Source organism: Lysobacter sp. 22409 (assembly GCF_052045105.1).
GTDB classification, from domain to species: domain Bacteria; phylum Pseudomonadota; class Gammaproteobacteria; order Xanthomonadales; family Xanthomonadaceae; genus Lysobacter; species Lysobacter antibioticus_B.
Genome location: NZ_JBQEOE010000031.1, coordinates 1 through 25,403, shown reverse-complemented (window position 1 = coordinate 25,403; position 25,403 = coordinate 1). Strand labels below are relative to the sequence as shown.

Annotated in this window: 23 protein-coding genes and 2 tRNA genes; 13 read left to right on the top strand and 12 right to left on the bottom strand. The window is 65.6% G+C overall.

What is annotated here, in order from left to right; genetic code table 11:
* Positions 1 to 141 precede the first annotated feature (141 nt).
* The 6 genes from ACTJJK_RS15710 to ACTJJK_RS15685 all read left to right on the top strand — a co-directional run bounded on the left by ACTJJK_RS15710 (position 142) and on the right by ACTJJK_RS15685 (position 6,078).
* A complete protein-coding gene (locus ACTJJK_RS15710; protein WP_223619578.1) occupies positions 142 to 1,053 on the top strand; it encodes an STM4015 family protein in 912 nt (303 codons plus the stop codon).
* Between the two features lie 24 nt (positions 1,054 to 1,077).
* Positions 1,078 to 2,199 (top strand): STM4014 family protein, encoded by a 1,122-nt coding sequence (locus tag ACTJJK_RS15705; RefSeq protein WP_440730683.1) that lies wholly within the window; start codon positions 1,078 to 1,080, stop codon positions 2,197 to 2,199.
* The gene (locus ACTJJK_RS15700; protein WP_440730665.1) at positions 2,192 to 3,010 is read left to right on the top strand and encodes an STM4013/SEN3800 family hydrolase; all 819 of its coding nucleotides are present in this window, start codon (positions 2,192 to 2,194) and stop codon (positions 3,008 to 3,010) included. Before ACTJJK_RS15705 ends, ACTJJK_RS15700 begins: the two co-directional genes overlap by 8 nt.
* On the top strand, positions 3,007 to 4,380 hold the full coding sequence (locus ACTJJK_RS15695) for an STM4012 family radical SAM protein (protein ID WP_440730664.1): 1,374 nt from the start codon (positions 3,007 to 3,009) through the stop codon (positions 4,378 to 4,380). Before ACTJJK_RS15700 ends, ACTJJK_RS15695 begins: the two co-directional genes overlap by 4 nt.
* A gap of 4 nt (positions 4,381 to 4,384) precedes the next feature.
* Positions 4,385 to 5,239, top strand: a complete 855-nt coding sequence (locus tag ACTJJK_RS15690) for an STM4011 family radical SAM protein (protein WP_440730663.1) — start codon at positions 4,385 to 4,387, stop codon at positions 5,237 to 5,239.
* Positions 5,240 to 5,328: 89 nt separating this feature from the next.
* Entirely contained in the window at positions 5,329 to 6,078 is a 750-nt protein-coding gene (locus tag ACTJJK_RS15685) for a hypothetical protein (RefSeq protein ID WP_440730662.1), read from the top strand.
* A 435-nt stretch (positions 6,079 to 6,513) separates the two neighbouring features.
* On the opposite strand, the gene ACTJJK_RS15680 is transcribed toward ACTJJK_RS15685, so the two are convergent.
* Positions 6,514 to 8,529 carry an AAA family ATPase gene (locus ACTJJK_RS15680; protein ID WP_440730661.1) on the bottom strand — a complete coding sequence of 672 codons (2,016 nt, stop codon included), beginning with the start codon at positions 8,527 to 8,529 and terminating at the stop codon, positions 6,514 to 6,516.
* Positions 8,530 to 8,726: 197 nt separating this feature from the next.
* Here ACTJJK_RS15680 and ACTJJK_RS15675 point away from each other — a divergent pair, with 197 nt between their 5' ends.
* Positions 8,727 to 9,329: a hypothetical protein gene (locus ACTJJK_RS15675; protein WP_440730660.1), complete on the top strand. Its 603-nt coding sequence runs from the start codon at positions 8,727 to 8,729 to the stop codon at positions 9,327 to 9,329.
* Positions 9,330 to 9,451: 122 nt separating this feature from the next.
* On the opposite strand, the gene ACTJJK_RS15670 is transcribed toward ACTJJK_RS15675, so the two are convergent.
* The 4 genes from ACTJJK_RS15670 to ppsR form a co-directional block, all read right to left on the bottom strand.
* Positions 9,452 to 9,527, bottom strand: a tRNA-Glu gene (locus tag ACTJJK_RS15670).
* A gap of 55 nt (positions 9,528 to 9,582) precedes the next feature.
* A tRNA-Ala gene (locus ACTJJK_RS15665) sits at positions 9,583 to 9,658 on the bottom strand.
* Positions 9,659 to 9,703: 45 nt separating this feature from the next.
* Complete coding sequence (locus ACTJJK_RS15660) at positions 9,704 to 10,240, bottom strand: DUF1249 domain-containing protein (protein ID WP_051884437.1); 537 nt, start codon at positions 10,238 to 10,240, stop codon at positions 9,704 to 9,706.
* 304 nt (positions 10,241 to 10,544) lie between these two features.
* Positions 10,545 to 11,366 (bottom strand): posphoenolpyruvate synthetase regulatory kinase/phosphorylase PpsR, encoded by an 822-nt coding sequence (ppsR, locus tag ACTJJK_RS15655; RefSeq protein WP_031370705.1) that lies wholly within the window; start codon positions 11,364 to 11,366, stop codon positions 10,545 to 10,547.
* Positions 11,367 to 11,500: 134 nt separating this feature from the next.
* On the opposite strand from ppsR, the gene ppsA reads away from it, so the two are divergent.
* Together ppsA and ACTJJK_RS15645 are read left to right on the top strand one after the other, a co-directional pair.
* Positions 11,501 to 13,885, top strand: coding sequence for a phosphoenolpyruvate synthase (ppsA, locus tag ACTJJK_RS15650; RefSeq protein WP_223619571.1), 2,385 nt, complete (start codon positions 11,501 to 11,503; stop codon positions 13,883 to 13,885).
* Between the two features lie 7 nt (positions 13,886 to 13,892).
* A complete protein-coding gene (locus tag ACTJJK_RS15645) occupies positions 13,893 to 14,846 on the top strand; it encodes a mechanosensitive ion channel family protein (protein WP_051884435.1) in 954 nt (317 codons plus the stop codon).
* Positions 14,847 to 14,892: 46 nt separating this feature from the next.
* On the opposite strand, the gene orn is transcribed toward ACTJJK_RS15645, so the two are convergent.
* Positions 14,893 to 15,459, bottom strand: coding sequence for an oligoribonuclease (orn, locus tag ACTJJK_RS15640; RefSeq protein WP_440730659.1), 567 nt, complete (start codon positions 15,457 to 15,459; stop codon positions 14,893 to 14,895).
* A gap of 65 nt (positions 15,460 to 15,524) precedes the next feature.
* On the opposite strand from orn, the gene ACTJJK_RS15635 reads away from it, so the two are divergent.
* The gene (locus tag ACTJJK_RS15635; protein WP_051884433.1) at positions 15,525 to 16,013 is read left to right on the top strand and encodes a DUF2721 domain-containing protein; all 489 of its coding nucleotides are present in this window, start codon (positions 15,525 to 15,527) and stop codon (positions 16,011 to 16,013) included.
* A 61-nt stretch (positions 16,014 to 16,074) separates the two neighbouring features.
* A complete protein-coding gene (locus ACTJJK_RS15630) occupies positions 16,075 to 16,560 on the top strand; it encodes a DUF2721 domain-containing protein (RefSeq protein ID WP_051884431.1) in 486 nt (161 codons plus the stop codon).
* A gap of 82 nt (positions 16,561 to 16,642) precedes the next feature.
* Here ACTJJK_RS15630 and tadA read toward each other — a convergent pair whose 3' ends face one another.
* A complete protein-coding gene (gene tadA / locus ACTJJK_RS15625) occupies positions 16,643 to 17,131 on the bottom strand; it encodes a tRNA adenosine(34) deaminase TadA (protein ID WP_031370699.1) in 489 nt (162 codons plus the stop codon).
* 99 nt (positions 17,132 to 17,230) lie between these two features.
* Positions 17,231 to 17,746 (bottom strand): DUF1993 domain-containing protein, encoded by a 516-nt coding sequence (locus ACTJJK_RS15620; protein ID WP_031370698.1) that lies wholly within the window; start codon positions 17,744 to 17,746, stop codon positions 17,231 to 17,233.
* A 219-nt stretch (positions 17,747 to 17,965) separates the two neighbouring features.
* Here ACTJJK_RS15620 and ACTJJK_RS15615 point away from each other — a divergent pair, with 219 nt between their 5' ends.
* Entirely contained in the window at positions 17,966 to 18,622 is a 657-nt protein-coding gene (locus ACTJJK_RS15615; RefSeq protein ID WP_440730658.1) for a TetR/AcrR family transcriptional regulator, read from the top strand.
* 19 nt (positions 18,623 to 18,641) lie between these two features.
* On the opposite strand, the gene ACTJJK_RS15610 is transcribed toward ACTJJK_RS15615, so the two are convergent.
* The 4 genes from ACTJJK_RS15610 to folD form a co-directional block, all read right to left on the bottom strand.
* Positions 18,642 to 18,860: a hypothetical protein gene (locus ACTJJK_RS15610; protein ID WP_031370696.1), complete on the bottom strand. Its 219-nt coding sequence runs from the start codon at positions 18,858 to 18,860 to the stop codon at positions 18,642 to 18,644.
* A 1,531-nt stretch (positions 18,861 to 20,391) separates the two neighbouring features.
* Positions 20,392 to 21,960 (bottom strand): glutamine-hydrolyzing GMP synthase, encoded by a 1,569-nt coding sequence (gene guaA / locus ACTJJK_RS15605; RefSeq protein WP_031370695.1) that lies wholly within the window; start codon positions 21,958 to 21,960, stop codon positions 20,392 to 20,394.
* A gap of 114 nt (positions 21,961 to 22,074) precedes the next feature.
* A complete protein-coding gene (gene guaB / locus ACTJJK_RS15600; RefSeq protein ID WP_031370694.1) occupies positions 22,075 to 23,532 on the bottom strand; it encodes an IMP dehydrogenase in 1,458 nt (485 codons plus the stop codon).
* 196 nt (positions 23,533 to 23,728) lie between these two features.
* On the bottom strand, positions 23,729 to 24,613 hold the full coding sequence (folD, locus tag ACTJJK_RS15595; protein ID WP_031370693.1) for a bifunctional methylenetetrahydrofolate dehydrogenase/methenyltetrahydrofolate cyclohydrolase FolD: 885 nt from the start codon (positions 24,611 to 24,613) through the stop codon (positions 23,729 to 23,731).
* A gap of 90 nt (positions 24,614 to 24,703) precedes the next feature.
* Between folD and ACTJJK_RS15590 the strand changes: the two genes are divergently transcribed.
* Positions 24,704 to 25,036 (top strand): DUF1244 domain-containing protein, encoded by a 333-nt coding sequence (locus tag ACTJJK_RS15590; RefSeq protein ID WP_057917781.1) that lies wholly within the window; start codon positions 24,704 to 24,706, stop codon positions 25,034 to 25,036.
* The last annotated feature ends 367 nt before the right edge of the window (positions 25,037 to 25,403 follow it).

Genomic DNA, 25,403 nt, shown 5'->3' with positions numbered 1-25,403 from the left:
GTGTCGGCAGCACCGCCGCGCGATGAGGGCCGATCGATGCGCCGATGCTGTGCCGACCGCCGCGATGCGCAAACTGCGCGCGGCTACGCGGTCGGCCCGGGCTTGGGTATGCTTGCGGCACATTCAGGCAAGGAGCCACTCGTGGCCATTGGCGAGTATTCGCAGATCTACCGCGGCAAGCGCATCGTGAACTTCAGCATGGGCGAGACGCCCGCCGGCGGCGACGTCGTCTACCGCCTGCATCAGGACTACGACAGCGCCGAAAGCCAAGGCGATCTGCTCGGCAGTCTGCTGTCGCAGGTCGACCCGGGCACGCTCGATGCGCTGGTCGTCGGCCCCTGGAGCGAAGCCCACGACGAAAGCCCGTCGGGCTATCTCGACCTGCTGATCGAACGCCGCGCCGAACTGCCCGCGCTCAAGGGGCTGTTCGTCGGCGACATGACGTACGAAGACTGCGAGATCTCCTGGATCATCCAGACCTCGTACAACGCCCTGCTCGCCGCCTATCCGGCGCTGGAATCCCTGCGCATCCGCGGCTCCAGCGGTCTGGAGCTGCAGGCCTTCGAGCATGAGCACCTGCAGGAACTGGCGATCGAATGCGGCGGCCTGCCGTCGAAGATCGTCGACGCCCTCGCCGGCTCCAAGCTGCCCGCGCTGCACCACCTCGAACTGTGGCTCGGCGACGACAACTACGGCTACGACGGCGACCTGGCGACCTATCAGCGCCTGTTCACCGCGATCCAGCCCGAGCGCCTGCGTTACCTGGGCTTGCGCAACGCCAGCATCAGCGACGAACTCGCCGTATGGCTGGCCGCGCAGCCCTGGCTGGGCGGCTTGCAGACCCTCGACCTGTCGCTGGGCACCATCGGCGACGTCGGTGCGCAGGCCCTGTTCGAAAGCCCGAACCTCGGCGGCATCGAACGCATCAACCTGAGCCACCACTACATCTCGCCGGAATGGCAGCAGAAACTCGCCAGCCTGCCCTGCGAAGTGGTGCTCGACGAGCATGAAGACGAGGACGACGGCGAGCGCTACGTCGCAGTCGCCGAGTAAGACGTGGCCGCCACCCCCTGGCTGCTGTTCGGCCCGCGCGCCAGCCGCCGGGTCCAGGGATTGCAGCAGGCCTTGCGCGAGCGCGGCCTGCCTGCGGCCGAAGTCGTCGACTACCAGAACCTGCTGAGCGCGCCGGAACGCGCCGCCGAGGCGATCGGCGGCCATCGCGGCGCGATGGTCAAGCTGGAATCGCCCGGCGAAGCGCCGGCCCTGCACGCCGCCCTGATCGAACGCGGCTGGCATCGGCTTGGCGCGCCCGGCCCAGCGCCGCAACCGCTCGAACATGGCGAACTCGCCTATCAGCATTACTGGTACGCCGGCTTCGCCGATCTGCTGCGCTCGCTGCCGGCCGAGGCCGCCTACCTCAACCCGCCCGACGACATCGCCTGCATGAGCGACAAGCTGGCCTGCCAGCAGCGCCTGATCGCGGCCGGGATCGAGGTGCCGCCGCTGCTCGGTCCGATCGACGGCTACGAAGACCTGCGCGAACGTTTGCGCGATACCGGCTGCGACCAGGCCTTCGTCAAGGCGCGCTACGGATCCTCGGGCGCCGGCGTGTTGGCGTATCGGCGCAACCGCGCCGGCCGCGAGATCGCCTACGGCTCGACCGAACTGGTCGAAAGCGGCGGGCAAGTCCGCGTGTTCAATTCGCTGCGCCCGCGCCGCTACACCGCCGCCCGCGACATCGCCCGCCTTGTCGACCTCCTCGCCGCACAAGGCGCATACGCCGAGCGCTGGATACCGAAGCCGCGCGCGCCCGATGCCCTCGGCGGACACTACGACCTGCGCGTAGTCGCCCTCGACGGCCAGGCGCGGCAACGCGTCGCCCGGGTCAGCCGAAGGCCGTTAACCAATCTGCACTTGGGCAACCGCCGCGGCGCGCTGGAGGCCTGGCTCGATGCGGACTCGATGCAGGCGCTGGAAACCGCGAGCGAGCGTGCCGCCGGCGTGTTCCCGCGCAGCCGCATGATCGGCTTCGACCTGATCCTGCGCGGCCGCCGCAGTTGGCTGCTCGAAGCCAACTCCTTCGGCGACCTGCTGCCGAACTTGCTGTGGCAAGGCCGCGGCACCTACGACGATCAGGCGGCGCTGACGCCCTCGCCGCACATCACGACCGGCCCGCAACGAGTCCTCGCCCATGCCTGACGCCCTGCCCGACATGCGCGCCATCGTCGGCGATCACGACCTGGTCCTGATCACCCTCGACACCTTGCGCTACGACGCCGCCCAAGCCTGCTTCGAGCGCGGCGAACTGCCGGTGATAGGCCCGCATTTGCCTCCGGGCGGGTGGGAGCGCCGGCACACGCCGGGCAGCTTCACCTATGCCGCGCACGCGGCGTTCTTCGCCGGCTTCCTGCCTACGCCGGCCTCGCCCGGCCCGCATCCGCGCTTGTTCGCGCTCGACTTCGAAGGCAGCGAAACCACCGCCGCCCACACCTACGTGTTCCGCGACCGCGCCGACATCGTCTCCGGCCTGCACGACGCCGGCTATCGCACGATCTGCGTCGGCGGGGTCGGCTTCTTCAACAAGCGCAACCCGCTCGGTTCGCAATTGCCCGGCTTGTTCGACGAGAGCTATTGGGAGCCGGGTTTCGGCGTCACCGCGGCGGACTCCACCCAGCGCCAGGTCGCGCTGGCCTGCGCACGCCTGCGCAGCGAGGAACTTAGCGATACCCGCTGCTTCGTCTTCATCAACGTCTCCGCCCTGCACCAGCCCAATCGCCATTACCTCGCCGGCGCCGAGCACGACGGCTACGACAGCCATTGCGCCGCCCTGCGCTACGTCGACGCCGCGCTCGCGCCCTTGTTCGCCGCCTTGCGCGAACGCGGACGCGCCTTCGTCATCGCCTGCTCCGACCACGGCACCGCCTACGGCGAGGACGGCTACCACGGCCATCGCCTCGCCCACGAAGTGGTGATGACCGTGCCTTACGCGCATTTCATACTCACGCCATGACCGCTCCCCTTGCTTCGCCCGGCCTCGCCGACCTGCTCAACTTGCCGCCCTACCAGGCGTACTCGTATTCCTACCCGCACAAGACCGCCTATCGCCCGATCGAGCCGGCGCAGCCCTTGTCGCAGTTGTGGGCCGGCGAACGCCGCGATGCCTTGTTCCTGTACCTGCACATCCCGTTCTGCTCCTATCGCTGCGGCTTCTGCAATCTGTTCGCGCTGGCGCGGCCGGAACCGGCCAAGGTCGACGCCTATCTCGACCAGATGGAGCGGCAGCTGCAGGCCACCGCGCAGGCGCTCGGCGATCACCGTTTCGTGCGTTTCGCGCTCGGCGGCGGCACCCCGACTTACCTCGACGTCGACCAGTTGCGCAGAGTGTTCGCTATGGTCGAACGCCACGCCTCGATCGACTTGAAGACCACGCCGGCCGGCATCGAGGTGTCGCCGGAAACCGTCGATGCCGACAAGCTGCGGGTCTGCCGCGAAGCCGGCATCGACCGGGTCAGCATGGGCATCCAGAGCTTCAGCGACGCCGAGGTGCGCTCGCTGGTGCGGCCGCAGCAGCGCGAGGTGGTCGAGCGCGCGATCGCGACTATCCGCGAGCAGGCCTTCCCGATCCTCAACCTAGACCTGATCTACGGCATCGCTGGGCAGACGGTGACGAGTTTTCTCGCCTCGATCGACAGCGCCCTGGCGCATCAGCCCGAGGAGATCTATCTGTATCCGCTGTACGTGCGGCCGCTGACCGGCCTGGGCCGGATCGAGGCCAAGGCCGGCGCCAAGCCCGGGTTCGCCCTGCAGCCCGAACCGCTGGACACGCGCCTGGCGCTGTACGAGGCCGGCCGCGACCATCTGCTCGCGGCCGGTTACACCCAGGTCTCGATGCGCATGTTCCGCGCCCCGCATTCGCCCGACATCGCCGCGCCGGTCTACTGCTGCCAGAGCGACGGCATGGTCGGGGTCGGCTGCGGTGCGCGCTCCTACACCGGCACCCTGCATTACTCCAGCGAGTATGGCGTGGCCCGGCGCAGCGTCGCCGAGATCCTCGACCACTACCTGGCCCGCGACCCGGCCTCGTTCGCCTACGCCGACTACGGCATCGAGCTCGACGAGGACGAACGCCGGCGCCGCCACGTCATCCAGTCCCTGCTGATCCGCCCGGGCCTGGACCGCGACGACTACCGCCGCCGTTTCGGCGCCGACTGCCTCGACGACCTGCCGCAGTTGCGCGACCTGCTCGACCTCGACCTGGCCCATGGCGACGAAGCGATGCTCGCCCTGACCGACGCCGGCCTCGCCCGCTCCGACACCATCGGCCCCTGGCTGACCTCGGCGCGCATCGCCGAGCGCATGCACGACTATCGCCTCGGCTGAGCGCATGCACCTGTCCCTGCTCTATCGCGGCCGGCTCAGCAGTTGCAACTACGAGTGCGCCTACTGCCCGTTCGCGAAGACCTACGACAGCCGCGCGGCCCTGCGTCGCGACGCCGACGACCTGGCGCGTTTCGTCGATTGGGCGACGCAGCAGCGCATGGACCTGTCGATCCTGTTCACCCCCTGGGGCGAAGGCCTGGTGCGCCGCCACTACCGCGACGCGATGACCCGCCTGAGCCACCTGCCGCAGGTGCGCCGAGTCGCCATCCAGACCAACCTGTGCGTCGGCATGCGTTGGCTCGACGACGTCGATACCCGCACGCTCGCACTGTGGTGCACCTATCACCCGACCCAGGTCACGCGAGCGGCCTTCCTCGCCCGCTGCCGCGAACTCGCGCACCGCGGCGTGCGCCACAGCGTCGGCATGGTCGCCCTGCACGAGCACCTGGACGAAATCGAAGCGCTGCGGGCCGAACTACCGGCGCACACGCCGCTGTGGCTCAACGCCTACGACGAGCGTCCGCCGGGTTACTACGACGAGGCTCAGATCGAGCGCCTGCAACGCATCGACCCGCACTTCCGCTACAACCTCGACCCCGCGCCGAGCCTGGGTGCGCCCTGCCTGACCGGCGAAAACGTGGTCTCGGTCGACGGCGACGGCAACGTCAAGCGCTGCCACTTCGTCGCAGAACCGCTAGGCAACCTCTACGACGGCAGCTATGCGGCGCAACTGCGCACCCGCAGCTGTCCGAACTCGCGTTGCGACTGCTACATCGGCTACGCCCATCGCCCGGACCTGCCGTTCCAGCGCGACTACGCCGGCGGCGTGCTGGAACGGGTGCCGTCGTTCGTCCTATGACTTCGGCGGGCCCGCATGCCCGCCTCGGCCGGACCAGCCGGTCGCTTTGAACCGGCAAACCACCCTCTTCCCACGCAAAGGAACGCCCTATGTCCCGCAACCCTCTCCGTAATGCGCTGCTGGCCGCGCTGTTGATTCCGGCCGTGCTCGCGCCGGCCTTCGACCCGGCGTTCGCCGCCAAGCCGTCCAAGGCCGCCAAAGCCAAGACCCGCGCGCCCAAGATCGCCATGAAGCCCGAGCAGGTCGCCGAGCTTTACGCGCGCGTCGCTCTGAGGCAGGACCTCGAAGCGGCGAAGCAACTCAACGCCTACTCCAAACCGCTGTACGCCAATAGCGAAAACGCCTTCGATCTCGAGGACCTGGCCGACACGGTCGGCATGGAGCAGCAGTACGAAGGCTTCGCCGACGGCATCCTGGCGGACATGCCGAAGGTCGACAAAGCCAAGGCCAAGCCGGCCCTCGTCGCAGCGATCAAGCGGGTCAACCAGCTGGCGGCCGGCGCGCAATGCCGTGGCGTGTCGAACACCGAACAGGCAAACGAATACGTCAAGAACGGGCGGATCAGCGAGGTCGAACTCGAATGCACCGTGCCGGCGCTGAGCCTGCGCATGCAGGACGTGCTGGCGAAGAAGGGCAATCCGGCCAAGCTCAAGACCAAGAAATTGCTGGAAGGGCTGACCGAGTTCGATCGCTTGCTCGATCAGGCCGGCAGCCGGGTGGTTCCGGCCAAGATGACTTTGTATGCGCCGGGCAAGGGACAGCCGTGGTCCACCGGCAGCTATAACGACATCATCGAGACCGTGCACAACGGCATGTACGCCGAAGTCGCTGCCGATTAAAGCCGACAAGGCCAATCGAGGCCGATAGAGACTGTTCGGGCGAGTGCCCGCGGCGGCGCAACGACCGTATCGACAAGGCGCGCGCCGCGCACAATGCGTCGATGCACATCGCCGGCCTTACGCGCTCCGCTTATCGAGCCATGCAAGACAGGCCGTGAAAGCGCAGCCACGAACGCGCGCATGCCGGCGGCATTCGTTCGTCGCACGCACGAAAACACAGAAGGCCGCCTTTCGGCGGCCTTCTGTGTTGTTTGGCGTCCCCACGGGGATCCCTCGTTAAGTCCCGAATTGAATTGCGTTACAAATCAGCTATTTGCATTCTTCCGGGTAAAAAAGGGCGCCCGAATCGCATCCGGCGCAACTTAAGGACGATGCCGCCGACCTGATCCAGCCGCCTATCCGGGCAAAACGAACATCCGGGCTGGTGGCGTCCCGTCACTTAAGTACGGAACTGATCGCCTTAAACAGATTCGCGAATCGCTTCAGTGTTTGGTCGTCCAAAGCAGGCGGCGAGGCGGCGAAGGTTGACGCTACCAAGTAGTGATTAAAGCCACCCGAGGGTCGAACCTTTTCACCTCGCTTCTGCAGCGCACGTTCGATTCGTTGGACGATTCGACTTCCCGACTCAAGTTCGCTCTCAAGCAATGGACTACTGAGCTCCTTCGCGTATGCCTTGTTAAAGCAGCCCAAATAGATCGAGGGAGAGAATAGATCCTCTATATCGCTTGGCACTGTGTCCTGGCCCGGATTCTCAGCCTCCCGGAACTGCGATGCATTAAAGACAGCCTTCTTTTCAAGAAGCTTGTTACGGATAAGCGATTCCAACTTCTGCTCCGGCCCCCCGGAATAATCGTGCAGAACGGCAAACTGCAAGCCATTCGCTCCGAGCAGGAGGATAAAGGTGGCAACGTTGGTAAGTCCGTCCGCCGGGACGATCGTGATCTTGTCAGACAGCCCTTTCCCGCCTGATGCCTCCACGAACGCAGACATTGCCTTCAAGTAGGCCAGCTCAGAAGGTCCCTCGACTAGCAAGTTGTATTTGCCTATGAAGAGATTCTGAGCAAGGGTCCATCCGAGTGCTGCCTGAAGCGGAAATATTGTTCGATCGTCATATCCAGCCATGTTCTTGGATATGACGGTTCCAACGGTCGCTCGATCCTCCACAACTCGCACCTGCTCCAAGCGATCCGAATGCACCATGAAGGGCGAGTGCGTTGTGTAGATAACTTGGTGCTGGTTAGACAGCGAATCGATATAGCGCAGGAAATCGGCCTGCGCCAACGCATGGAGGGCTAGTCCTGGTTCATCCAAGAGCAGAATCAGCGGAGCACTTTCAGGTTCACCCGCCGCATTGAGCTGGTGTTGGACGCTATCAAACCAGACGAGGAAACTAAAAAACCAAATAAAACCGCGGCTTCGCTGGTCGAACGGGGTAGTTACTCCACGATGGCGCCGATTCTTTATTCGCAAATAGAGGTTAGGACCATCATTGAATGGTGGTTCGTCCGTCGGGTCGGACCTGATGTCGACCTCAACCTCTAAGTCTTCGTTCTGCTTCCAAAACTCCAGAACCTGATCCGTGAGGCTGATTGAAACCGCCTCTACTTTGGACTTGAGCACTTCGTAGCTGGTATTCCCCGAGAACTCAGAAACCTCAACATCAGCCATCCTCAACAAAGCAAGAACAGCCTTATGCTGAGGCTTCACCTGGTGTTTTTGCGCGGCATCAGCTTTCGCAGCGGCCGTTCGATTAGCCAAATCCTTCAAATTCAGCTTGCCAGGGAGGAGGTCGTAGTCGCTGAAGTAAAGGAAACTTGGCACCTTCTTTGACAGCAGGCGCCAAACTTCCAATGAAAGAACATCTGTCCAATTGGTTTTAGCCAGCTTCGCTGCTCTCGTATTGAGCTGCTGAAGCAATGATTCGTCTGCTTCGTTCCGCGTCTCTACCGCAGCCAATTTCGCCGTTGCGGCTGACACGGTTTTCGCGGTCTTCACGGCAGAGGCTGCCGGGTCGCTCAATCCAGGAAACTTCGCAAGGGCAGCAACGGCAGGCGCCTGATCGATCTGCGAATCGATCGTCAAATCGATCATCTTCCCATTGTCGTACTTATGATCGATGGCAAACTTCCAACCGTGCGGTATCCGAATGCCCAACTGTTGGTTGATGTCATCAACCTCCGCATTGGTCAGTTGGTATACCAATTTGACCGCTAAATCCGGCGTGCTGGCATGCCGCTTTAGGTAGGCGGTTAGATCCTTTCTCGGATAATCTTCCGTCGGCTCAAAGTCCTCAGCGCCCAAAGCATCGCGCGCCTTCTCAAGAGCTTTCAGAAAGACCGTCTTGCCAGCTTCGTTCATGCCGACGAGCACAGTCACCTTCTCGTCGATCTCAATTTCCTGCTGTGAATTGATAGAGCGGAACGGCCCAACAAATGCAGTTACAAGAATCACGACTTCCCCCTTCCGTGATCGCGATAGTCGCGTAGAGATGTCTGGACGTGTCCGCCCGCCTTACTCACCCCAGGCTTGCGGAAACGTTTCTAGCCTATCACTGCGGCCCGGTTGCGCGCATGAGCCCCCTCTTGCCCCCCTGGGCGAGCACCGCGGTTCCCCGATAGAGTCCATGCACTAGGCAGACCGGGGGGCTTATGAGCTTACTTAACGTGGTAGTTGGAGACGGCATCGCCTGGCTTTGCGTCGACACCAACAGTCGATCCGTTGCGGGTGACCACAGTTTCCAACAAAGCAAGATGGTGTCCCTTGCACACCACAGCGCGGTTATCGCCTGTCGTGGCGAACTCAGCTTTCTAGCGCATGTGTTTTTGAACTGCTTCCTGACACCCGAACAAGATTTCGACTCGCTCTTGGAGTCTTGGCGCCGGCGGTTGGCCGAGGCAACGGCGGGCTACCTACAGATGGCCGAAGCAAACAAATGGGAAGCGGCCGCAGTAGGACATGAAGTTGTTTTGCTCGGATGGTCCAACACGCGCGGGCAACCCGTCTGCTTGGCCGCTCGACGTCAATCGGCGAAGGACGAGTTTGAAACGACGGAAGTGACGTGCCGAATTGCGCCTGCCCCGGGCCGCAAGGTATCGAACCTCTCCAATCTGTCAGAGATGGAGGCCCTAGCAAGGGATCAGGTACACGCTGTTAGACGCGACAATCCCGGTGAGCCGATCGGTGGGAAGTTGTTGCTGGCCGAAGTGTCGCGCGGCAAGGTGGCGTTTCGAGAATTGGCTACGCTGGACTGAGGGCAACAGAAGAAGCAAAGCAAATCGCCGGAAGGCGAAAACAATTTTGCTGGAACCGATCCGAAAAATCCCGAATTAAAAAAGAAAAAAGCCCTGAAAAATCAGGGCTTTATCTTTACATCTGGCGTCCCCACGGGGATTCGAACCCCGGTCGCTACCGTGAAAGGGTAATGTCCTAGGCCTCTAGACGATGGGGACAAAACTTGTTGTTCTTGCAGCTAACTCGTCCGGAAACCCTTTCAGTTCCGAAGAGTGGTGGAGCCAGCCGGGATCGAACCGGCGACCTCTACAATGCCATTGTAGCGCTCTCCCAGCTGAGCTATGGCCCCACGTGCTGGAAAGACGAACATCTTAGCGGGCGTTCAGCGATGTCGTCAAGCATTCATCGCTAAATTTTTTCCCGGTCCCGCGTCGCCTGGGCCGAATGGATCGGGCTGCGCGGGGTCGTGTTCGACCGGGCGCAATGTTGCCATGCCATGACCCCGTTCCGCTAGATACTCGAGCCACTTTCCTAAAAAAGTATTCATGCGCATGCGGTGGCCGATCACCTCCGCCGGCGGCGGGTACATGCCGATGACGTCCTGCCAGCGGCGGCCGACATAGCAATGGGTGGCTTCGACCTGGTGCGCGTCGTGATACAGGCGCAGATACGCGGAAGGGTCGGGTTCGCCGGTCAGGGGGTCCTGCAGCGCATACGTCAAGCGCATTTCGGTCGTATAGCGATGTTGCTCGATCACGTCCAGGCGCAGCTCGAGGCCGTCGCCGACGTCGGACAGGTACACGCCGCGTGCGAGCTCGGCCGGAGAAAACAGGCGCGAAAGACGATCGTGATTCTCCGCGTACAAGCCCATCAACCAGCCGAAACGGCTGAGTTTGGGAAGGCGCGCGAAGCGGGAGGCGGCGGTGCTCATGTTCGCGATCCTACACGCCTTGCGCAGCGCGCGGCAGGATTGACGCAATGGCAAAAAAGCCTTAATTTGTAGGCTCTTCGCCAAGGCGAACGGGGCCGGAAACACGCCGAAGCACGCGCTCCGGAATTCGCCCCCCGAACCCCACTGCGGCGCGCGGTCCTACGCCCCGGTTCATGCATTCATCCGCGAGCCATCGCCTCGCAACCCTCCCTGCTCCGCATCGCACTCAGGGCCTGCCCTGCCCCGCGTATTCGCTCGCTCGCGCGCATCCGCGCCGCGCATGGCGGCGCGGCGCATGGCGGCATCAGAACATTTCGCGATGGATGCCCAGGGTGGTCAGCACCTTGCTCGAGATTTCCTCGATCGAGGTGTGGGTGGTGCTCAGGGTCGGGATGCGCTCGGCCCGGAACATCATCTCGGCCGCAGCGACCTCGCGCTTGCAGGTCTCGAACTGGGCGTAGCGCGAGTTCGGCCGTCGCTCCTGGCGAATCTGCTGCAGCCGGACCGGGTCGATGGTCAGGCCGAACAGCTTGTTGCGGTAGGGCCGCAGGCGCGGCGGCAGGCGGTCGTGCTCGAGGTCTTCCTCGGTCAGCGGATAGTTCGCCGCGCGCACCCCGTAATGCAGCGCCAGATAAACGCAGGTCGGGGTCTTGCCGGCCCGCGACACCGCCACCAGGATCAGGTCGGCCTCGGCGTAGTCGACGCTGGCCCCGTCGTCGTGGGTCAGGGCGAAATTCATCGCGTTGATGCGGCGGTGGTAGGTCTCGAAGTCGGCGATGCCGTGGGCCTGGCCGACCCGGCGCTGGCGGGTCTCGTGCAGCTCGCGCTCCAGCGGTTCGATGAACGGCGCGAATACGTCCAGCATCAGGGCCCCGCTCTCGGCCAGGGCCGCGCCGACCTCCCCGTCCATGCAGGAATTGATCACCACCGGCCGCACCCCGTGGACCACGGCGGCCTCGCGGATCTTGGCCGCGGCGTCCTGGGCGCGCTCGACGCTGTCCACGAAAGCGATGCGATCGGTGACGAACCGGGTCTCGGTGAACTGGGTCAGCAAACTGTGACCGATAGTCTCGGCGGTGATGCCGGTACCGTCGGAAACGTAGAAAACCGGTCTTGTTCCTGCCATCGCCCACCCCGTCTCGAAGCTGCACCAATACGAAAAAGCCCGTCGGATCAAGCTTGTATGCACCCGACGCCCGGGCGATCATAGCCGCTTGGCCGCGCCCCTGACGTGTCCTCCCCCCTCGGAGATTGTGTGTCTTGAACGAGAACATCCTCTGGCTGCACGCGTTACGCCTCAACGATCTCGCCCGCGTAGGCGGCAAGAATTCCTCCCTCGGCGAGATGATCGGCAACCTCGCCAACCTCGGCGTCTCGGTGCCCGGCGGCTACGCCACCACCTCGGAAGCCTTCAAGGCCTTCATCGCCCATAACAACCTGCACCAGCGCATCTTCGACAAGCTGGCGACGCTGGACGTGGAAGACGTGCCGGCGCTGAACGCCGCCGGCGCCGAGATCCGCGGCTGGGTGATCGAGTCGCCGCTGCAGGACGATCTCGACCAGGACATCCGCACCGCCTACCGCAAGCTCTGTAACGAGAACGGCGGCGGCGACGTCGCCGTCGCGGTGCGCTCCTCGGCCACCGCCGAAGACCTTCCCGACGCGTCCTTCGCCGGCCAACAGGAAACCTTCCTGAACGTCACCGGCGAAGACGACGTGGTGCGCAAGGTCAAGGAAGTCTTCGCCAGCCTCTACAACGATCGCGCCATCGCTTACCGCGTGCACCACGGTTTCAAGCACGAGGACGTATTCCTGTCGGCCGGCGTGCAGTTGATGGTGCGCTCCGACGTCGGCGCCTCCGGCGTGTTGTTCACCCTCGATACCGAGTCGGGCTTCCGCGACGTGGTCTTCATCACTTCCAGCTACGGCCTGGGCGAGATGGTCGTGCAAGGCGCGGTCAACCCCGACGAGTTCTACGTCTACAAGCCCACTCTGCAACAGGGCAAGCCGGCGATCCTGCGCCGCTCGGTCGGCGCCAAGCAACTGCGCATGGTCTATTCCGACCAGCCCGGCGAGCGCGTGCGCACCGAGAACACCCCGGCCGAACTGCGCGCGACATTCTCGATCAACGATGCCGACGTGCACGAGCTCGCCAAGCAGGCGCTGGTCATCGAAAAGCATTACGGCCGTCCGATGGACGTGGAGTGGGCGAAGGACGGCGTCAGCGGCAAGCTGTTCATCGTCCAGGCGCGCCCGGAGACGGTGAAGTCGCGCGGCAAGGCCACCCAGATCGAGCGCTACCAGCTCGAAAAGCGCGGCGAGATCATCACCGAAGGCCGCGCCATCGGCCAGAAGATCGGCAGCGGCGTGGCGCGCGTGGTGCGCAACCTCGACGACATGAGCCGCGTGCAGCCGGGCGACGTGCTCGTCGCCGACATGACCGACCCCGATTGGGAGCCGGTGATGAAGCGCGCCGCGGCGATCGTGACCAACCGCGGCGGCCGCACCTGCCACGCGGCGATCATCGCCCGCGAACTCGGCGTGCCGGCGGTCGTCGGCACCACCAACGGCCTGGATGCGATCAAGGACGGCCAGGTCGTCACGGTCAGCTGCGCCGAAGGCGACACCGGTTTCATCTACGACGGCAGCCTGCCCTTCGAGCGGCACGTCGCCGACCTCGACAAGATGCCGCCGGCGCCGCTCAAGGTGATGATGAACGTCGCCAACCCGGAGCGCGCGTTCGATTTCGCGATGCTGCCGAACGCCGGCGTCGGTCTGGCGCGCCTGGAGATGATCATCGCCAGCCACATCGGCATCCATCCCAAGGCGCTGCTCGAATACGCCTCGCAGGACGCCGATACCAAGAAGAAGATCGACGCCAAGATCGCCGGCTACGGCAACGACCCGGTGCAGTTCTACGTCGACCGCCTGGCCGAAGGCATCGCCACCATCACCGCGTCGTTCGCGCCGCATCCGGTGATCGTGCGCCTGTCGGACTTCAAGTCGAACGAATACGCCAACCTGATCGGCGGCACCCGCTACGAGCCGCACGAAGAGAACCCGATGATCGGCTTCCGCGGCGCGAGCCGCTACGTCGACCCGAGCTTCTCCGACGCCTTCGCCCTGGAATGCCAGGCGGTGTTGAAGGTGCGCGAGGAAATGGGCCTGACCAACTGCTGGATCATGATCCCGTTCGTGCGCACCCTCGACGAGGGCCGTCGCGTGCTGGAAGTGCTCGAGAAGAACGGCCTGCGCAAGGGCGAGAATGGCCTGAAGATCATCATGATGTGCGAGGTGCCCTCGAACGCCTTGCTGGCCGACGAGTTCCTCGAGATCTTCGACGGCTTCTCGATCGGTTCCAACGACCTGACCCAGCTCAGCCTCGGCCTGGACCGCGACTCGGCGATCGTCGCCCACCTGTTCGACGAACGCGATCCGGCGGTCAAGAAGCTGCTGGCGATGGCGATCTCGGCCGCGCGCGCCAAGGGCAAGTACGTCGGCATCTGCGGCCAGGGCCCGAGCGATCACCCCGACCTGGCCGAATGGCTGATGGATCAGGGCATCGAGTCGGTGTCGCTGAACCCGGACACCGTGGTCGACACCTGGCTGCGCCTGGCCAAGGCGAAAGCCAAGGCCCAGGCCTGAGCGCACGATGACGGAAAAGGACGCGGTGCAGGCGCTGGTCCCCAAGTCCCTGCTGGGACTTGAGGCCGGCTTCGACATCGACAAGCTGCTCGCCTGGGCGCAGACCAAGGGCCTGGTCCTGATCAGCGCCCTGGCGATCCTGCTGATCGGCCTGTGGCTGGCCAAGTGGCTGTCGCGCGCGTTGGAGCGGGTCATGACCCGCGCCAACATGGAAGTCACCCTGCGTGGCTTCCTGCGCAACATCGCCTACGCGGCGATGATCGTGATCGTCGCGGTCGCGGCCCTGCAGCAGCTCGGCGTGCCGATGACCTCGGTGCTCGCCGTGCTCGGCGCGGCCGGCCTGGCCATCGGCCTGGCGCTGAAGGACTCGCTGTCCAACATCGCCTCGGGCGTGATGCTGATCGTGCTGCGCCCGTTCCGGGCCGGCGACCATGTCCAGGCCGCCGGCATCGAGGGCACGGTCGAACAGATCCGCGTGTTCCAGACCCGCCTGCGCACCATCGACAACCGCGTGATCGTGCTGCCGAACAGCCTGATCACCACCGCGGCGATCATCAACTTCACCGCCAACCCCAAGCGCCGCATCGACCTGACCGTCGGCGTGGGCTACGACGACGACCTCAAGGTCGCCAAGGAAACCCTGCTGGCCCTGGCCACCGCGCATCCGAACGTGCTGCAGGACCCGGCGCCGGAAGTGTTGGTGACGGCCCTGGCCGAGAGCAGCGTCAACCTGGAGCTGCGCTCCTGGGTCAAGACCGCGAACCTGATGCGGACCAAGAGCGACCTGGTCGAGGGCATCCGCAACGAGCTGATCGGCAAGGGCCTCAACATCCCCTACCCGCAGCGCGATCTGCACGTGTATCACCACGACGCCGACGGCCGCCCGCTGACCGAAGTGCTGACCAAGGCCATCGCCGACGACGGCGATGTGGCCCAGCCGGTGGTCAAGCCGAAGGCGTGACCGCAGCCGCTTCGCCGATCCCCGAGGCGGTGGCCTCAGGGCAGCCTCAGCCCAATCCGCCCAACTTGCCCATCGCCGCGCGGTAATGCTTGAGCTCGGCGATCGAGTCCATGACGTCGCTCAGGGCTGTGTGTTTGCTGTCCTTGCTCAACCCGGCCAGCACGTCCGGGGCCCAGCGCCGCGCCAGCTCCTTGATCGTGCTGACGTCGAGGTTGCGGTAGTGGAAGTACTTCTCCAGCCGCGGCATGCAGCGGTGCAGGAAGCGGCGATCCTGGCAGATCGAATTGCCGCAAATCGGCGAGGTGTTCGGCGACACCCACTGGGCGAGGAATTCCAGGGTCCGGGTTTCGGCCTCTTCCATCGCCACGCCCTGTTCGAGCACGCGCTTCCACAGGCCGGACTTGCCGTGCTGGTGGCGGTTCCACTCGTCCATCGCCTGCAGGCGTTCGAGCGAATGGGCGATGGCCAGTTCCGGCCCTTCGGCCAGGACCTGCAGCTGCGCATCGGTGACGACGGTGGCGATTTCCAGGATCGAATCGCGGTCGGTATCCAGCCCGGTCATCTCCAGATCGATCCAGATCAGCCGGTGCTCCTGCCCTGTCTTGTCGCTCATAGCCTCGCCGTCGTGCCCGTGTCGCGGCATGATAGCCCAGCCCCCTTCCCCGCTGCCGTACCGCAATGAGCCAGAACGCCGCCTCTTTCGCCCACTACGCGATCCTCACCGCGATGCTGGCCCCCGCGTTCTTCCTGACCGCGACCGCCTCGCTACTGCTGTCGGCCAACAACCGCCTGGCGCGGGTGATCGACCGCGCCCGGGTCCTGCTGAAGGAACTGGCCGAAACCGAGGACGCCGAGGAGCGCGACCAGCTCGAACGCCATATCCTGCGCCAGAAGAAGCGCAGCAAGATCATCCTGCGCGGCAGCCAGTTGCTCTACACCGCGATCAGCTTCTTCGTCGGCACCAGCCTGAGCGTGGCCGGCGACGCCTTCCTCGGCTACCGGCTCGGCGCGGTGCCGACGATCCTCGCCGCGCTCGGGGTGCTGGCGATGTTCGCTGCCAGCCTGCTGCTCGCGCGCGAATCCTCGCTGGCGGTCGAGGCGGTCAACGAGGAAATGGACCACGGCCACATCACCGCGATGAAGCGCTGGTCCAAGCCGCGCGCATGAACCGCTGCGGCCCGGCTTGCGGCATCATCGGGCTTCGCGCGCATCGATCCTGGAGCCCGTCATGGCCGATCCTCTGCTGCAACTGAGCAGCCATTACACCGTGGTGTCGGCGATGATCACGCCGGCGTTCTTCCTGACCGCAACCGCTTCGCTGCTGGTGTCCTCGAACAACCGCCTGGCGCGCGTGGTCGACCGCATGCGCCAGCAACTGAACCAACTCGAAGACACCGTCGACGAGCAGGCCCGCGATTATCTGGAGGCGCGCATCATCCTGCACCGCCGACGCGTGCGCCTGATCCTGATCTGCCTGCAGTTGCTGTACGGCGCCATGACCGCCTTCGTCGCCACCAGCCTGGCGATCGGCATCGACCAGTTCACCGACTACCGCCTGCGCGGCGTACCGACCGGCCTGGCGATGTGCGGCGTGCTATTGGTACTCGCCGCGTCGATCAACATGGGCCGGGAAGCGCGCATGAGCGTGAGCATGCTCGATGCCGAAGTGAAGCGCGAATTCGACCGCGACAACGGACGTCAGAAGCGGCGCTGATGCGCGACGGCGCGCGTTGAGAGCGAAGGCCTCGCACGAACTGGCGTTTACGCGCCCGCGCCGGAAACTCGCTGGATGCGAGCTACGCCCCTGCGATCGGCTTGCCGCGCTTGCGGCGGAAATATGCGGTCAGACGCGCGCCGGCCTCTTCGCCGAGCACCCCGCCGCGCACCTCGATGCGATGGTTGTGGCGCGGATCGGTCAACAGGTCGAACACGCTGCCGGCCGCGCCGGTCTTGGGGTCGCCGGCGCCGAACACAACGCGCGCGACGCGCGCATGCACCATCGCCATCGCGCACATCGCGCAAGGCTCCAGGGTCACGTACAGGGTCGTGCCGATCAGACGGTGATTGGCGAGCCGCCGGCCGCCTTCGCGCAGGGCGACGATCTCGGCGTGCGCGCTGGGGTCGTGGCTGCCGATGTTGCGGTTCCAGCCCTCGCCGAGCACCTCGCCGTCGGCCGAGACCAACACCGCCCCGACCGGGATTTCGTCGTCTTCGCGCTCGGCGCGTTCGGCCAGGGCCAGCGCATGCCGCATCCAGCGTTCGTCGATGTCGGCCAGCTCGCTCACTCGGCGCGGGTCCCGCTCGTGGAAAGCGGCGATTATCGCCGACGCGCCGCGGCGGCGCACCGGCCGTGCCGGTGCGCCTGCATGCGGGGCCGCTGCGGCTCAGATCGAGCCGGCGGCGAGGAAGTCCGGCTTGCGCAGGGCCACGCCCTGGTGACGCAGGATCCCGTAGGCGGTGGTCAGGTGGAAATAGAAGTTCGGCAGCACGAAGAAACGGATGTAATCGGCGGCGACGAACTTGAGCTCCGGCGCGTTCGGCGGGCGGATCACGACCTCGCGCTGCTCCTGGCCCTCGATGCTCTCGCGCGGCACGCTGCGCAGGAACTCCTGGGTGCGGGCGATACGCTCGCGCAGCTCGTCCAGGGTGGTTTCGGTATCGGGGAAGCTTGGCGGCGCGATGCCGCCCAGGCGCGCGGCGCCGAACTTGGCCGCATCGCTGGCCGCCTGCACCTGGCGGGTCAGCGTGTACATGTCGGGGGCGAGACGGCCGCCGAGCAACTGCCCGACCTCGATGCCCTGCTCCTGCGCATGCGCCGCGCCCTTGTCGAGCAAGTGCGAGAGCGTGTCGAGACCGCGCAATAGGCTGGGTACCGAGATGTCGTACAAGGATAGATTCATGGGGATTCTCTTGGTGGCGTGGTGGCGAACGCGCCGCCGTCGGACGGCGCGCCGGTGAGCTGCTTGCGGATGGATCGAAACCGACTGCACGGCGCAGGCTCGCGCCACACAGGTAGTGGCGACCCCGGGCCGGAAACTTAATGTAGCGATTGCTAAGGAATGCGAGCGAGATTCTGGCCGCTTGCCCCGGCCGGGTCAACGATTTTATTATCGATCGCTATGGAAATACCCGTTGCGAAACTCGAGCCCCTCGCCGAGGCCTCGGACAGCTGCAAGCAGGCGCCCCGCCCACGCGGCCGGCCGCGGGTGTTCGACCGCGAGCAGGCCCTGGAAACGGCGATGCGCTTGTTCTGGTGCCAGGGTTACGAGGCGACGTCGCTGAGCGAGCTCACCGCCGCGATGGGCATCGCCGCCCCCAGCCTGTACGCCGCGTTCGGCAGCAAGGAACAATTGTTCCGCGCCGCCATCGCCCGCTACATCGACGGCTACCGCTGCAACGGCGGACGCTTGCTCGCCGACGAAAACATGAGCACGCGCCAAGCCTTCGAAGCCTTCTTCGAAGCGATCGGGCAGAGTTTCGTCGAGTCCGAACAGCGCTCCGGCTGCATGTTGATCGCGGCCGAGGCCGGCGGCCTGCCGGCCGAACTGCGCGAAGAGCTCGCGCGCTATCGCAGCGCGCTCGAGAGCCAATTCCTGCTGCGCATCGAGCGCGGTATGCGCGTGGGCGACCTGCCGGCCGATACCGATGCGGCAGCGTTGGCCAAGTTCCTCACCGCCCTGACCCAGGGCCTGTCGATCCAGGCACGCGACGGTGCGACGACGGCGCAGCTGGCGCAGGTCGTGCGCATCGCGATGCGCGCCTGGCCCTCAGCCTGAAGCAAGCGCGCTGGCGCGCTCAGTGCGCACCGAGCGATCGCGGCGCGGCCACGATCGGCTTCGCGGTCTTTCTGGGTGCCGCCACGGGGTGTTTCCGGTAAAGCGCGTCGCAGCGGGCCCGTTCCAGCTCGATAGCATGTTCGCTGCGCGCCGCATCCGATTCGGTCCGCGCAGACGCGGCCGCGATCAGATGCGGCAAGGCCAGCAAGGCCGCCACCACCGGCAGATATCTCGACATCGAACTTCTCCTTATCAAGGCCGTTCCTCGTGCAGGTCGGCCACGGCGATTGCCTGGATCGGCCGGCACTGAAGAAACGACGAGTCGAGCACTCCAAAATCGACAGCGATCACGCGTAAACGCGAAAGGCGGCTCGACATACCCCGCTTCTATGCGCAGACGGATGCCCGTGAGCCGCTTGGATCGAGGCCCCGGGACAGATCGTCATGCGGCGAAGCTACGCCCCATTCCGGACTGGCTTTGTCCTAAATCGAAGGCGCCACTGTGGCGATGTCATGATCCGAGACGCAGTTATCCATCGGATGTGACCCGATGTCGCGGGCATGTCGGCGGCGCCGGCGAGTGCATCGGGCTCGGCTCTGGGGATCTGTGGTGAAGAGCTTCGCTTGCCGAGGCGCGGCATCGGCAGCGGACAGCGGACAGAGCCGCGGCGGTCCTCGTGGATCGAAGGAAGGGGCGGTCAACCCGCCCCTTCCTGGTGCCGGAATCAGCAGCCCGGCGAGCAGATGGCCCAGCAACGCGAATCCGGATCGTCCGGATCGCAGCTGCTGCAGCAGGGCCGCGCGAACGCGCTGAGGCTGACACTGAGACCCAAGCCGAACGCGAAGCAAGCCAGCAATACCTTGGTACGGGACTTCCTATTCATCGCCTTCTCCTATGGTGATGGGACGACCGGGGCTCTCCTTCCCCGCCGTCTCGGACGCCGACGGCGGGTGCCGTCCAGCGCGGGTTCGCCGCGACTCCTTCCGCAGCCAATCGGTCCCGCGATGCGGCGTTTCGCCGTCGCGAGCTCGTATTTCGCAGTGCTTGCTCGCCTCGCTCCTCGACGGAGCGAGCGCGCACCAACGGCGGCACGCGCTTCGTCGCAACAGTCTTCAAGCCCTGAGCAGTCGGATGACGCTCATGCGCATCGGTCGTGCAGACCGGCGATGTCGAAGATTCAATGGCGGACAGACCAACTGCGGGCCTGGTCGGCGCCGGCGCCCGAAAACAGGAACATGGCGGTTCGCGGCGGCGCGACGACCACCCCGGCCGCGCGTCGGCTTCGCGAAACACGACGGTAATGAGGCAGCCCATCCAAGCGGGTGCGGACATCCTTGTGTCCCCTGGCGGCTCCGGGCCGATACCCGGATGCCGTTCGCACCCTAGCGGCGTCAGGCCCGCGGAAACGCGTTGCGAATCACACAAACGCACTCGGGAATGGGCACGGAGCGCCCGTCCCGACGCCAGGGCCGGAAGGCAGCGCTATGAAAGCTTGGGTTGATGCTCCGCCGACACGATGGCTCGCGCCCGGACAGCCGCTGCGGAACCGAACGGCAGACACCGGCACGGCACTTCGCTAGCGCGATTTTCGAAGCGCGCCCTGAGAACAAACAGGAAAACGCGGGAACCGCGGCCAGCGCCAGCGGTTCCGAACGATTCGCCTTGGCTTTACCCAACCAAGGCGGAGGTTGCCACGCATGCCACGGCCGATGCGACGGCATCGCGACCTTGCCGTGCGCGACAAGACCGCGATGTGCTCAGCGACGGCTCATTCCCACTCGATCGTCGCCGGCGGCTTGCCGCTGATGTCGTAGACCACGCGCGAGACGCCGCGCAGTTCGTTGATGATGCGGTTGGAGACCGTGCCGAGGAAGTCGTACGGCAGGTGCGCCCAATGCGCGGTCATGAAATCGATGGTCTCGACCGCGCGCAGCGCGATCACCCACTCGTAGGCGCGCGCGTCGCCGACCACGCCGACCGATTTCACCGGCAGGAACACCGCGAAGGCCTGGCTGGTCTTGTCGTACAGGCCGGCCTTGCGCAGTTCGTCGATGAAAATGTGGTCGGCCTTGGCCAGCAGATCGGCGTATTCGCGCTTCACTTCGCCGAGGATGCGCACGCCCAGGCCCGGGCCCGGGAACGGATGGCGATAGACCATCTCGCGCGGCAGGCCGAGTTCGACGCCGAGGCGGCGCACTTCGTCCTTGAACAGCTCGCGCAGCGGCTCGACCAGGCCGAGCTTCATGTGCTCGGGCAGGCCGCCGACGTTGTGGTGGCTCTTGATGACGTGGGCCTTGCCGGTCTTGCTGCCGGCCGACTCGATCACGTCGGGGTAGATCGTGCCCTGCGCCAGCCACTTGGCGTTGGCGAGCTTGTTCGACTCTTCGTCGAAGATCTCGACGAACAGGTTGCCGATGATCTTGCGCTTGGCTTCCGGGTCGCTGACGCCGGCGAGCTTGTCGAAGTAGCGGTCGGCGGCATTGACCCGCACGACCTTGACGCCCATGTGCTCGGCGAACATCGCCATGACCTGGTCGCCTTCGTTGTAGCGCAGCAGGCCGGTGTCGACGAAGACGCAGGTCAGCTGGTCGCCGATCGCCTTGTGCAACAGCGCGGCCACGACCGAGGAGTCGACGCCGCCCGACAGGCCGAGGATGACCTCGTCGCTGCCGACCAGCGCGCGTACGCGCTCGATCTGGTCTTCGATGATGTGCGCGGCCGTCCACAGCGTCTGGCAGCCGCAGATGTCGACCACGAAGCGGCGCAGCAGGGTCTGGCCCTGCTTGGTGTGGGTGACCTCGGGGTGGAACTGCACGCCATACCAGCGGCGCGCATCGTCGGCAAAGGCGGCGACCGGGATGCGGTCGGTCTTGGCGGTGACGGTGAAGCCTTCCGGCGCCTTCGAGACGTGGTCGCCGTGGCTCATCCACACGTCCAGGCGCGGCGGCGAGCCCGGGTGATCCTTGAGGCCGTCGAACAAACGGTCGTGGGCGACCAGCGACACTTCGGCATGGCCGAATTCGCGTTGGTCCGCGGCCTCGGTTTCGCCGCCGAGCTGCTTGGCCATGGTCTGCATGCCGTAGCAGATGCCCAGGATCGGCAGGCCGGCGTCGAAGACCTGCTGCGGCGCGCGCGGCGAGCCGTGCTCGGTGGTCGATTCGGGGCCGCCGGAAAGAATGATGCCCTTGGCGCCGTACGCGGCGATTTCCGCCGGATCGTGGTCCCAGGCCCAGATTTCGCAGTACACGCCGAGTTCGCGGATGCGGCGCGCGATCAGCTGAGTGTATTGCGCGCCGAAGTCGAGGATCAGGATCTTGTCGCTATGGATGTCAGTCATGGAGCCGGCAACGAATGGAGAGGAGTGAGGAACGAGAGGAGCAAAAGCGGCTTCGGAATGGTCGAAGAGGAGCGGGACACTGGTTCCTCACTCCTCTTCACTCGTTCCTAGGTTTCAACCCGCTCGATAATTCGGCGGTTCCTTGGTGATCTGCACATCGTGGACGTGGCTTTCGCGCGCACCGGCGTTGGTGATGCGCACGAAGCTGGGCTTCTTGCGCATGTCCTCGATGGTCGCGCAGCCGACGTAACCCATGGTCGCGCGCAGACCGCCGGCCAACTGGTGCACCACGCCGTGCAGCGGGCCGCGGTACGGCACGCGGCCTTCGATGCCTTCGGGCACGAGCTTGTCGGCGTCGGAGGCGTCCTGGAAATAACGGTCCTTGGAGCCCTGCTCCATCGCGCCGAGGCTGCCCATGCCGCGATAGCTCTTGTAGCTGCGGCCCTGGAACAGTTCGATATCGCCCGGGGCTTCCTCGGTGCCGGCGAACAGGCCGCCGACCATGACCGTGGAGGCGCCGGCGACCAGCGCCTTGCCGATGTCGCCCGAATAGCGGATGCCGCCGTCGGCGATCAGCGGGATGCGGTCCTGCAGGGCCTCGGCGACCATCGCCACCGCGGTGACCTGGGGCACGCCGACGCCGGCGACCACGCGCGTGGTGCAGATCGAACCGGGGCCGACGCCGACCTTGACCGCGTCCGCGCCGTGATCCATGAGCGCCAATGCGGCGTCGCCGGTGACGATGTTGCCGCCGATCACCTGCAACTGCGGGAAACGGGTCTTGACCCACTTGACCCGGTCGAGCACGCCCTGCGAATGGCCGTGCGCGGTATCGACCACGACCACGTCGACGCCGGCCGCGGCCAGGGCTTCGACGCGCGCCTCGGTGTCGCCGCCGACGCCGACCGCCGCGCCGACCAGCAGCCGTTCGGCGCTGTCCTTGGCGGCGTTGGGGTTGTCGGTCTTCTTCTGGATGTCCTTGACCGTGATCAGGCCGCGCAGCTCGAAGCCGTCGTTGACCACCAGGATCTTCTCGATGCGGTGACGGTGCAGCAGTTGCAGCACTTCGTCGTCGCTGGCGCCTTCCTGCACCGTGATCAAGCGGTCGCGCTTGGTCATGATGTGGCGCACCGGATCGTCGAGCTTGGTCTCGAAGCGCATGTCGCGGCTGGTGACGATCCCGACCAGCTGGCCGCCGTCGACCACCGGCACGCCGGAGATGTTGCGCGCGCGGGTCAGCTTGAGCACTTCGCCGATGGTCGTTTCCGGACCGACGGTGAACGGCTCGCGGATCACCCCGGCCTCGAACTTCTTGACCTGGGCGACCTGCGCGGCCTGGGCTTCCAGGCTCATGTTCTTGTGGATGATGCTGATGCCGCCGAGCTGGGCCAACGCGATCGCGAGGCGGGCCTCGCTGACGGTGTCCATCGCCGCCGACAGGATCGGCAGGCGGATCGACAGGTCGCGGGTCAGGCGGGTCGAGAGGTTTACGTCCTTAGGCAGGACGATCGAATGCGCGGGGACGAGGGACACATCGTCGTAAGTAAGCGCTTCAGCCTGGATGCGCAGCATGGGCGGGCCCGGGAGGATGAAGCGCGCCATTGTATCCCGTTCCGGGCCTCCGGCGCTCGCCTGCGCATGGAATTGGGCGTTCTGCGGTCAGGACGGCATTCAGGCGGAGGGGCTCAGGGGACACCGCCGATGGCGCCGCGACCTGCAAGGGCGTGGTCGCGGCTTGCGCCGCTCCTACCCTTTGGGCCGCGGGCGCTCAGGCGTCGGCGGCCTCGGCCGCTTCCAGGGTGTTCTGCATCAGGGTCGCGACCGTCATCGGCCCGACCCCGCCCGGCACCGGGGTGATCCAGCTGGCGCGCTGGGCGGCGGCATCGAAGCCGACGTCGCCGACCAGGCGGCCGTCGTCGAGCCGGTTGATGCCCACGTCGATGACCACCGCGCCCGGCTTGACCCATTCGCCCGGGATCAGCTGCGGACGCCCGACCGCGACCACCAGGATGTCGGCGCCGCGCACCGAGGCCTCCAGGACCTGCGGCGGGGTGAACTTGTGGCAGCTGGTGACGGTGCAGCCGGCGATCATCAGTTCCAACGCCATCGGCCGGCCGACGTGGTTGCTGACCCCGACAATGGTCGCGCTCTGCCCGCGCACCGGGCGGTCGGTATAGCCCAGCAAGGTGGTGATGCCGCGGGGCGTACACGGACGCAGGCCGAACTGGCGCAGAACCAGGTGGCCGACGTTTTCGGGATGGAAGCCGTCGACGTCCTTGCGCGGGTCGATGCGGTGGATCAGCGCGGTGGCGTCGCGACGGTCCGGCAGCGGCAGTTGCACCAGGATGCCGTGGACCTCGGGATCGGCGTTCAGCCGGTCGATCAGGGCCAGCAACTGCTCGTCGCTGGTATCGGCCGGCAGGTCGTAGTCGATCGCGCGGATCCCGACCTTCTGCGCGGCGCGGCGCTTATTGCGCACGTAGACGCTGGAGGCCGGGTCGTTGCCGACCAGCACCACCGCCAGACCCGGCCGCGACTGGCCCGCGACGATGCGCGCATCGACCTGGGCCTTGAGATTGTCGAGCAGATCCTCGGCGATGCGCTTGCCGTCGAGGATGCGGGCCGGATGCGCCGAATGGGGTGTGGACGTCATGCGAGGTCGGATGCGCTGCGGTAGAGTCGAGGCCGCGCATTATCCCCTATTCCCACCCGCGTTTTTTGCCGGGTCACCGCGAGCGCCGCCATGAGCCACACCCCGCCCCCCGACCATCCCCCTCAGGACCACGAAACCCTGGCGATCGAGGCCGCCGCCTTCCGGCGCCTGATCGCCCACCTGATGCACGAGCGCAGCGACGTGCAGAACATCGACCTGATGATCCTGGCCGGCTTCTGCCGCAACTGCCTGGCCGACTGGTACCGCGAAGCCGCCGACGCGCGCGGCATCGCCATGAGCAAGGACGAAGCCCGCGAGGCCGTGTACGGCATGCCGTTCGCGCAGTGGAAGGCCCAGCATCAGAAGGACGCCACCCCGGAACAACTGGCCGCATTCGAGGCCGCGCAGAAGCAGCACGGCTGATCTTGCTCGGCGGCTCCAGGCAGTCGGCTTGGGCGGCGCTGCCTTTAGGGGTAGGAGCGGCGCAAGCCGCGACAGAACGAAGCGACGAGCGCAAGCGCAATGACCGGAACCGAGACATTCCGGCTCCGCACTGCTCAGCAGGGCTTCGGACAGCGACGTGGCGTTAAACCTCTTCGTTTGGTCGCGGCTCGCGCCGCTCCCACCCAAGAACGGCGTCGTTGTTGCAGTTGCAGTTGCAGTTGCAGTTGCAGTTGCAGTTGCAGTTGCAGTTGCCAAGATTTTGATCTGCTTTGCCGCTTTGCCGGTCAACAGTAGACCCGGAGGGCGGCGCACAGGACGTGCGCCGTTTTTCGATAGGACAAGGATG

What these genes read in the sequence shown, in the direction of transcription:
- ACTJJK_RS15700 (WP_440730665.1), top strand. Translation starts at nt 2,192, where the DNA reads ATGCCTGACGCCCTGCCCGACATGCGCGCCATCGTCGGCGATCACGAC.
- ACTJJK_RS15695 (WP_440730664.1), top strand. Translation starts at nt 3,007, where the DNA reads ATGACCGCTCCCCTTGCTTCGCCCGGCCTCGCCGACCTGCTCAACTTG.
- ACTJJK_RS15690 (WP_440730663.1), top strand. Translation starts at nt 4,385, where the DNA reads ATGCACCTGTCCCTGCTCTATCGCGGCCGGCTCAGCAGTTGCAACTAC.
- ACTJJK_RS15685 (WP_440730662.1), top strand. Translation starts at nt 5,329, where the DNA reads ATGTCCCGCAACCCTCTCCGTAATGCGCTGCTGGCCGCGCTGTTGATT.
- ACTJJK_RS15675 (WP_440730660.1), top strand. Translation starts at nt 8,727, where the DNA reads ATGAGCTTACTTAACGTGGTAGTTGGAGACGGCATCGCCTGGCTTTGC.
- ACTJJK_RS15660 (WP_051884437.1), bottom strand. Translation starts at nt 10,240, where the DNA reads ATGAGCACCGCCGCCTCCCGCTTCGCGCGCCTTCCCAAACTCAGCCGT.
- ppsR (WP_031370705.1), bottom strand. Translation starts at nt 11,366, where the DNA reads ATGGCAGGAACAAGACCGGTTTTCTACGTTTCCGACGGTACCGGCATC.
- ACTJJK_RS15645 (WP_051884435.1), top strand. Translation starts at nt 13,893, where the DNA reads ATGACGGAAAAGGACGCGGTGCAGGCGCTGGTCCCCAAGTCCCTGCTG.
- orn (WP_440730659.1), bottom strand. Translation starts at nt 15,459, where the DNA reads ATGAGCGACAAGACAGGGCAGGAGCACCGGCTGATCTGGATCGATCTG.
- ACTJJK_RS15635 (WP_051884433.1), top strand. Translation starts at nt 15,525, where the DNA reads ATGAGCCAGAACGCCGCCTCTTTCGCCCACTACGCGATCCTCACCGCG.
- ACTJJK_RS15630 (WP_051884431.1), top strand. Translation starts at nt 16,075, where the DNA reads ATGGCCGATCCTCTGCTGCAACTGAGCAGCCATTACACCGTGGTGTCG.
- ACTJJK_RS15620 (WP_031370698.1), bottom strand. Translation starts at nt 17,746, where the DNA reads ATGAATCTATCCTTGTACGACATCTCGGTACCCAGCCTATTGCGCGGT.
- ACTJJK_RS15615 (WP_440730658.1), top strand. Translation starts at nt 17,966, where the DNA reads ATGGAAATACCCGTTGCGAAACTCGAGCCCCTCGCCGAGGCCTCGGAC.
- ACTJJK_RS15610 (WP_031370696.1), bottom strand. Translation starts at nt 18,860, where the DNA reads ATGTCGAGATATCTGCCGGTGGTGGCGGCCTTGCTGGCCTTGCCGCAT.
- guaA (WP_031370695.1), bottom strand. Translation starts at nt 21,960, where the DNA reads ATGACTGACATCCATAGCGACAAGATCCTGATCCTCGACTTCGGCGCG.
- guaB (WP_031370694.1), bottom strand. Translation starts at nt 23,532, where the DNA reads ATGCTGCGCATCCAGGCTGAAGCGCTTACTTACGACGATGTGTCCCTC.
- folD (WP_031370693.1), bottom strand. Translation starts at nt 24,613, where the DNA reads ATGACGTCCACACCCCATTCGGCGCATCCGGCCCGCATCCTCGACGGC.
- ACTJJK_RS15590 (WP_057917781.1), top strand. Translation starts at nt 24,704, where the DNA reads ATGAGCCACACCCCGCCCCCCGACCATCCCCCTCAGGACCACGAAACC.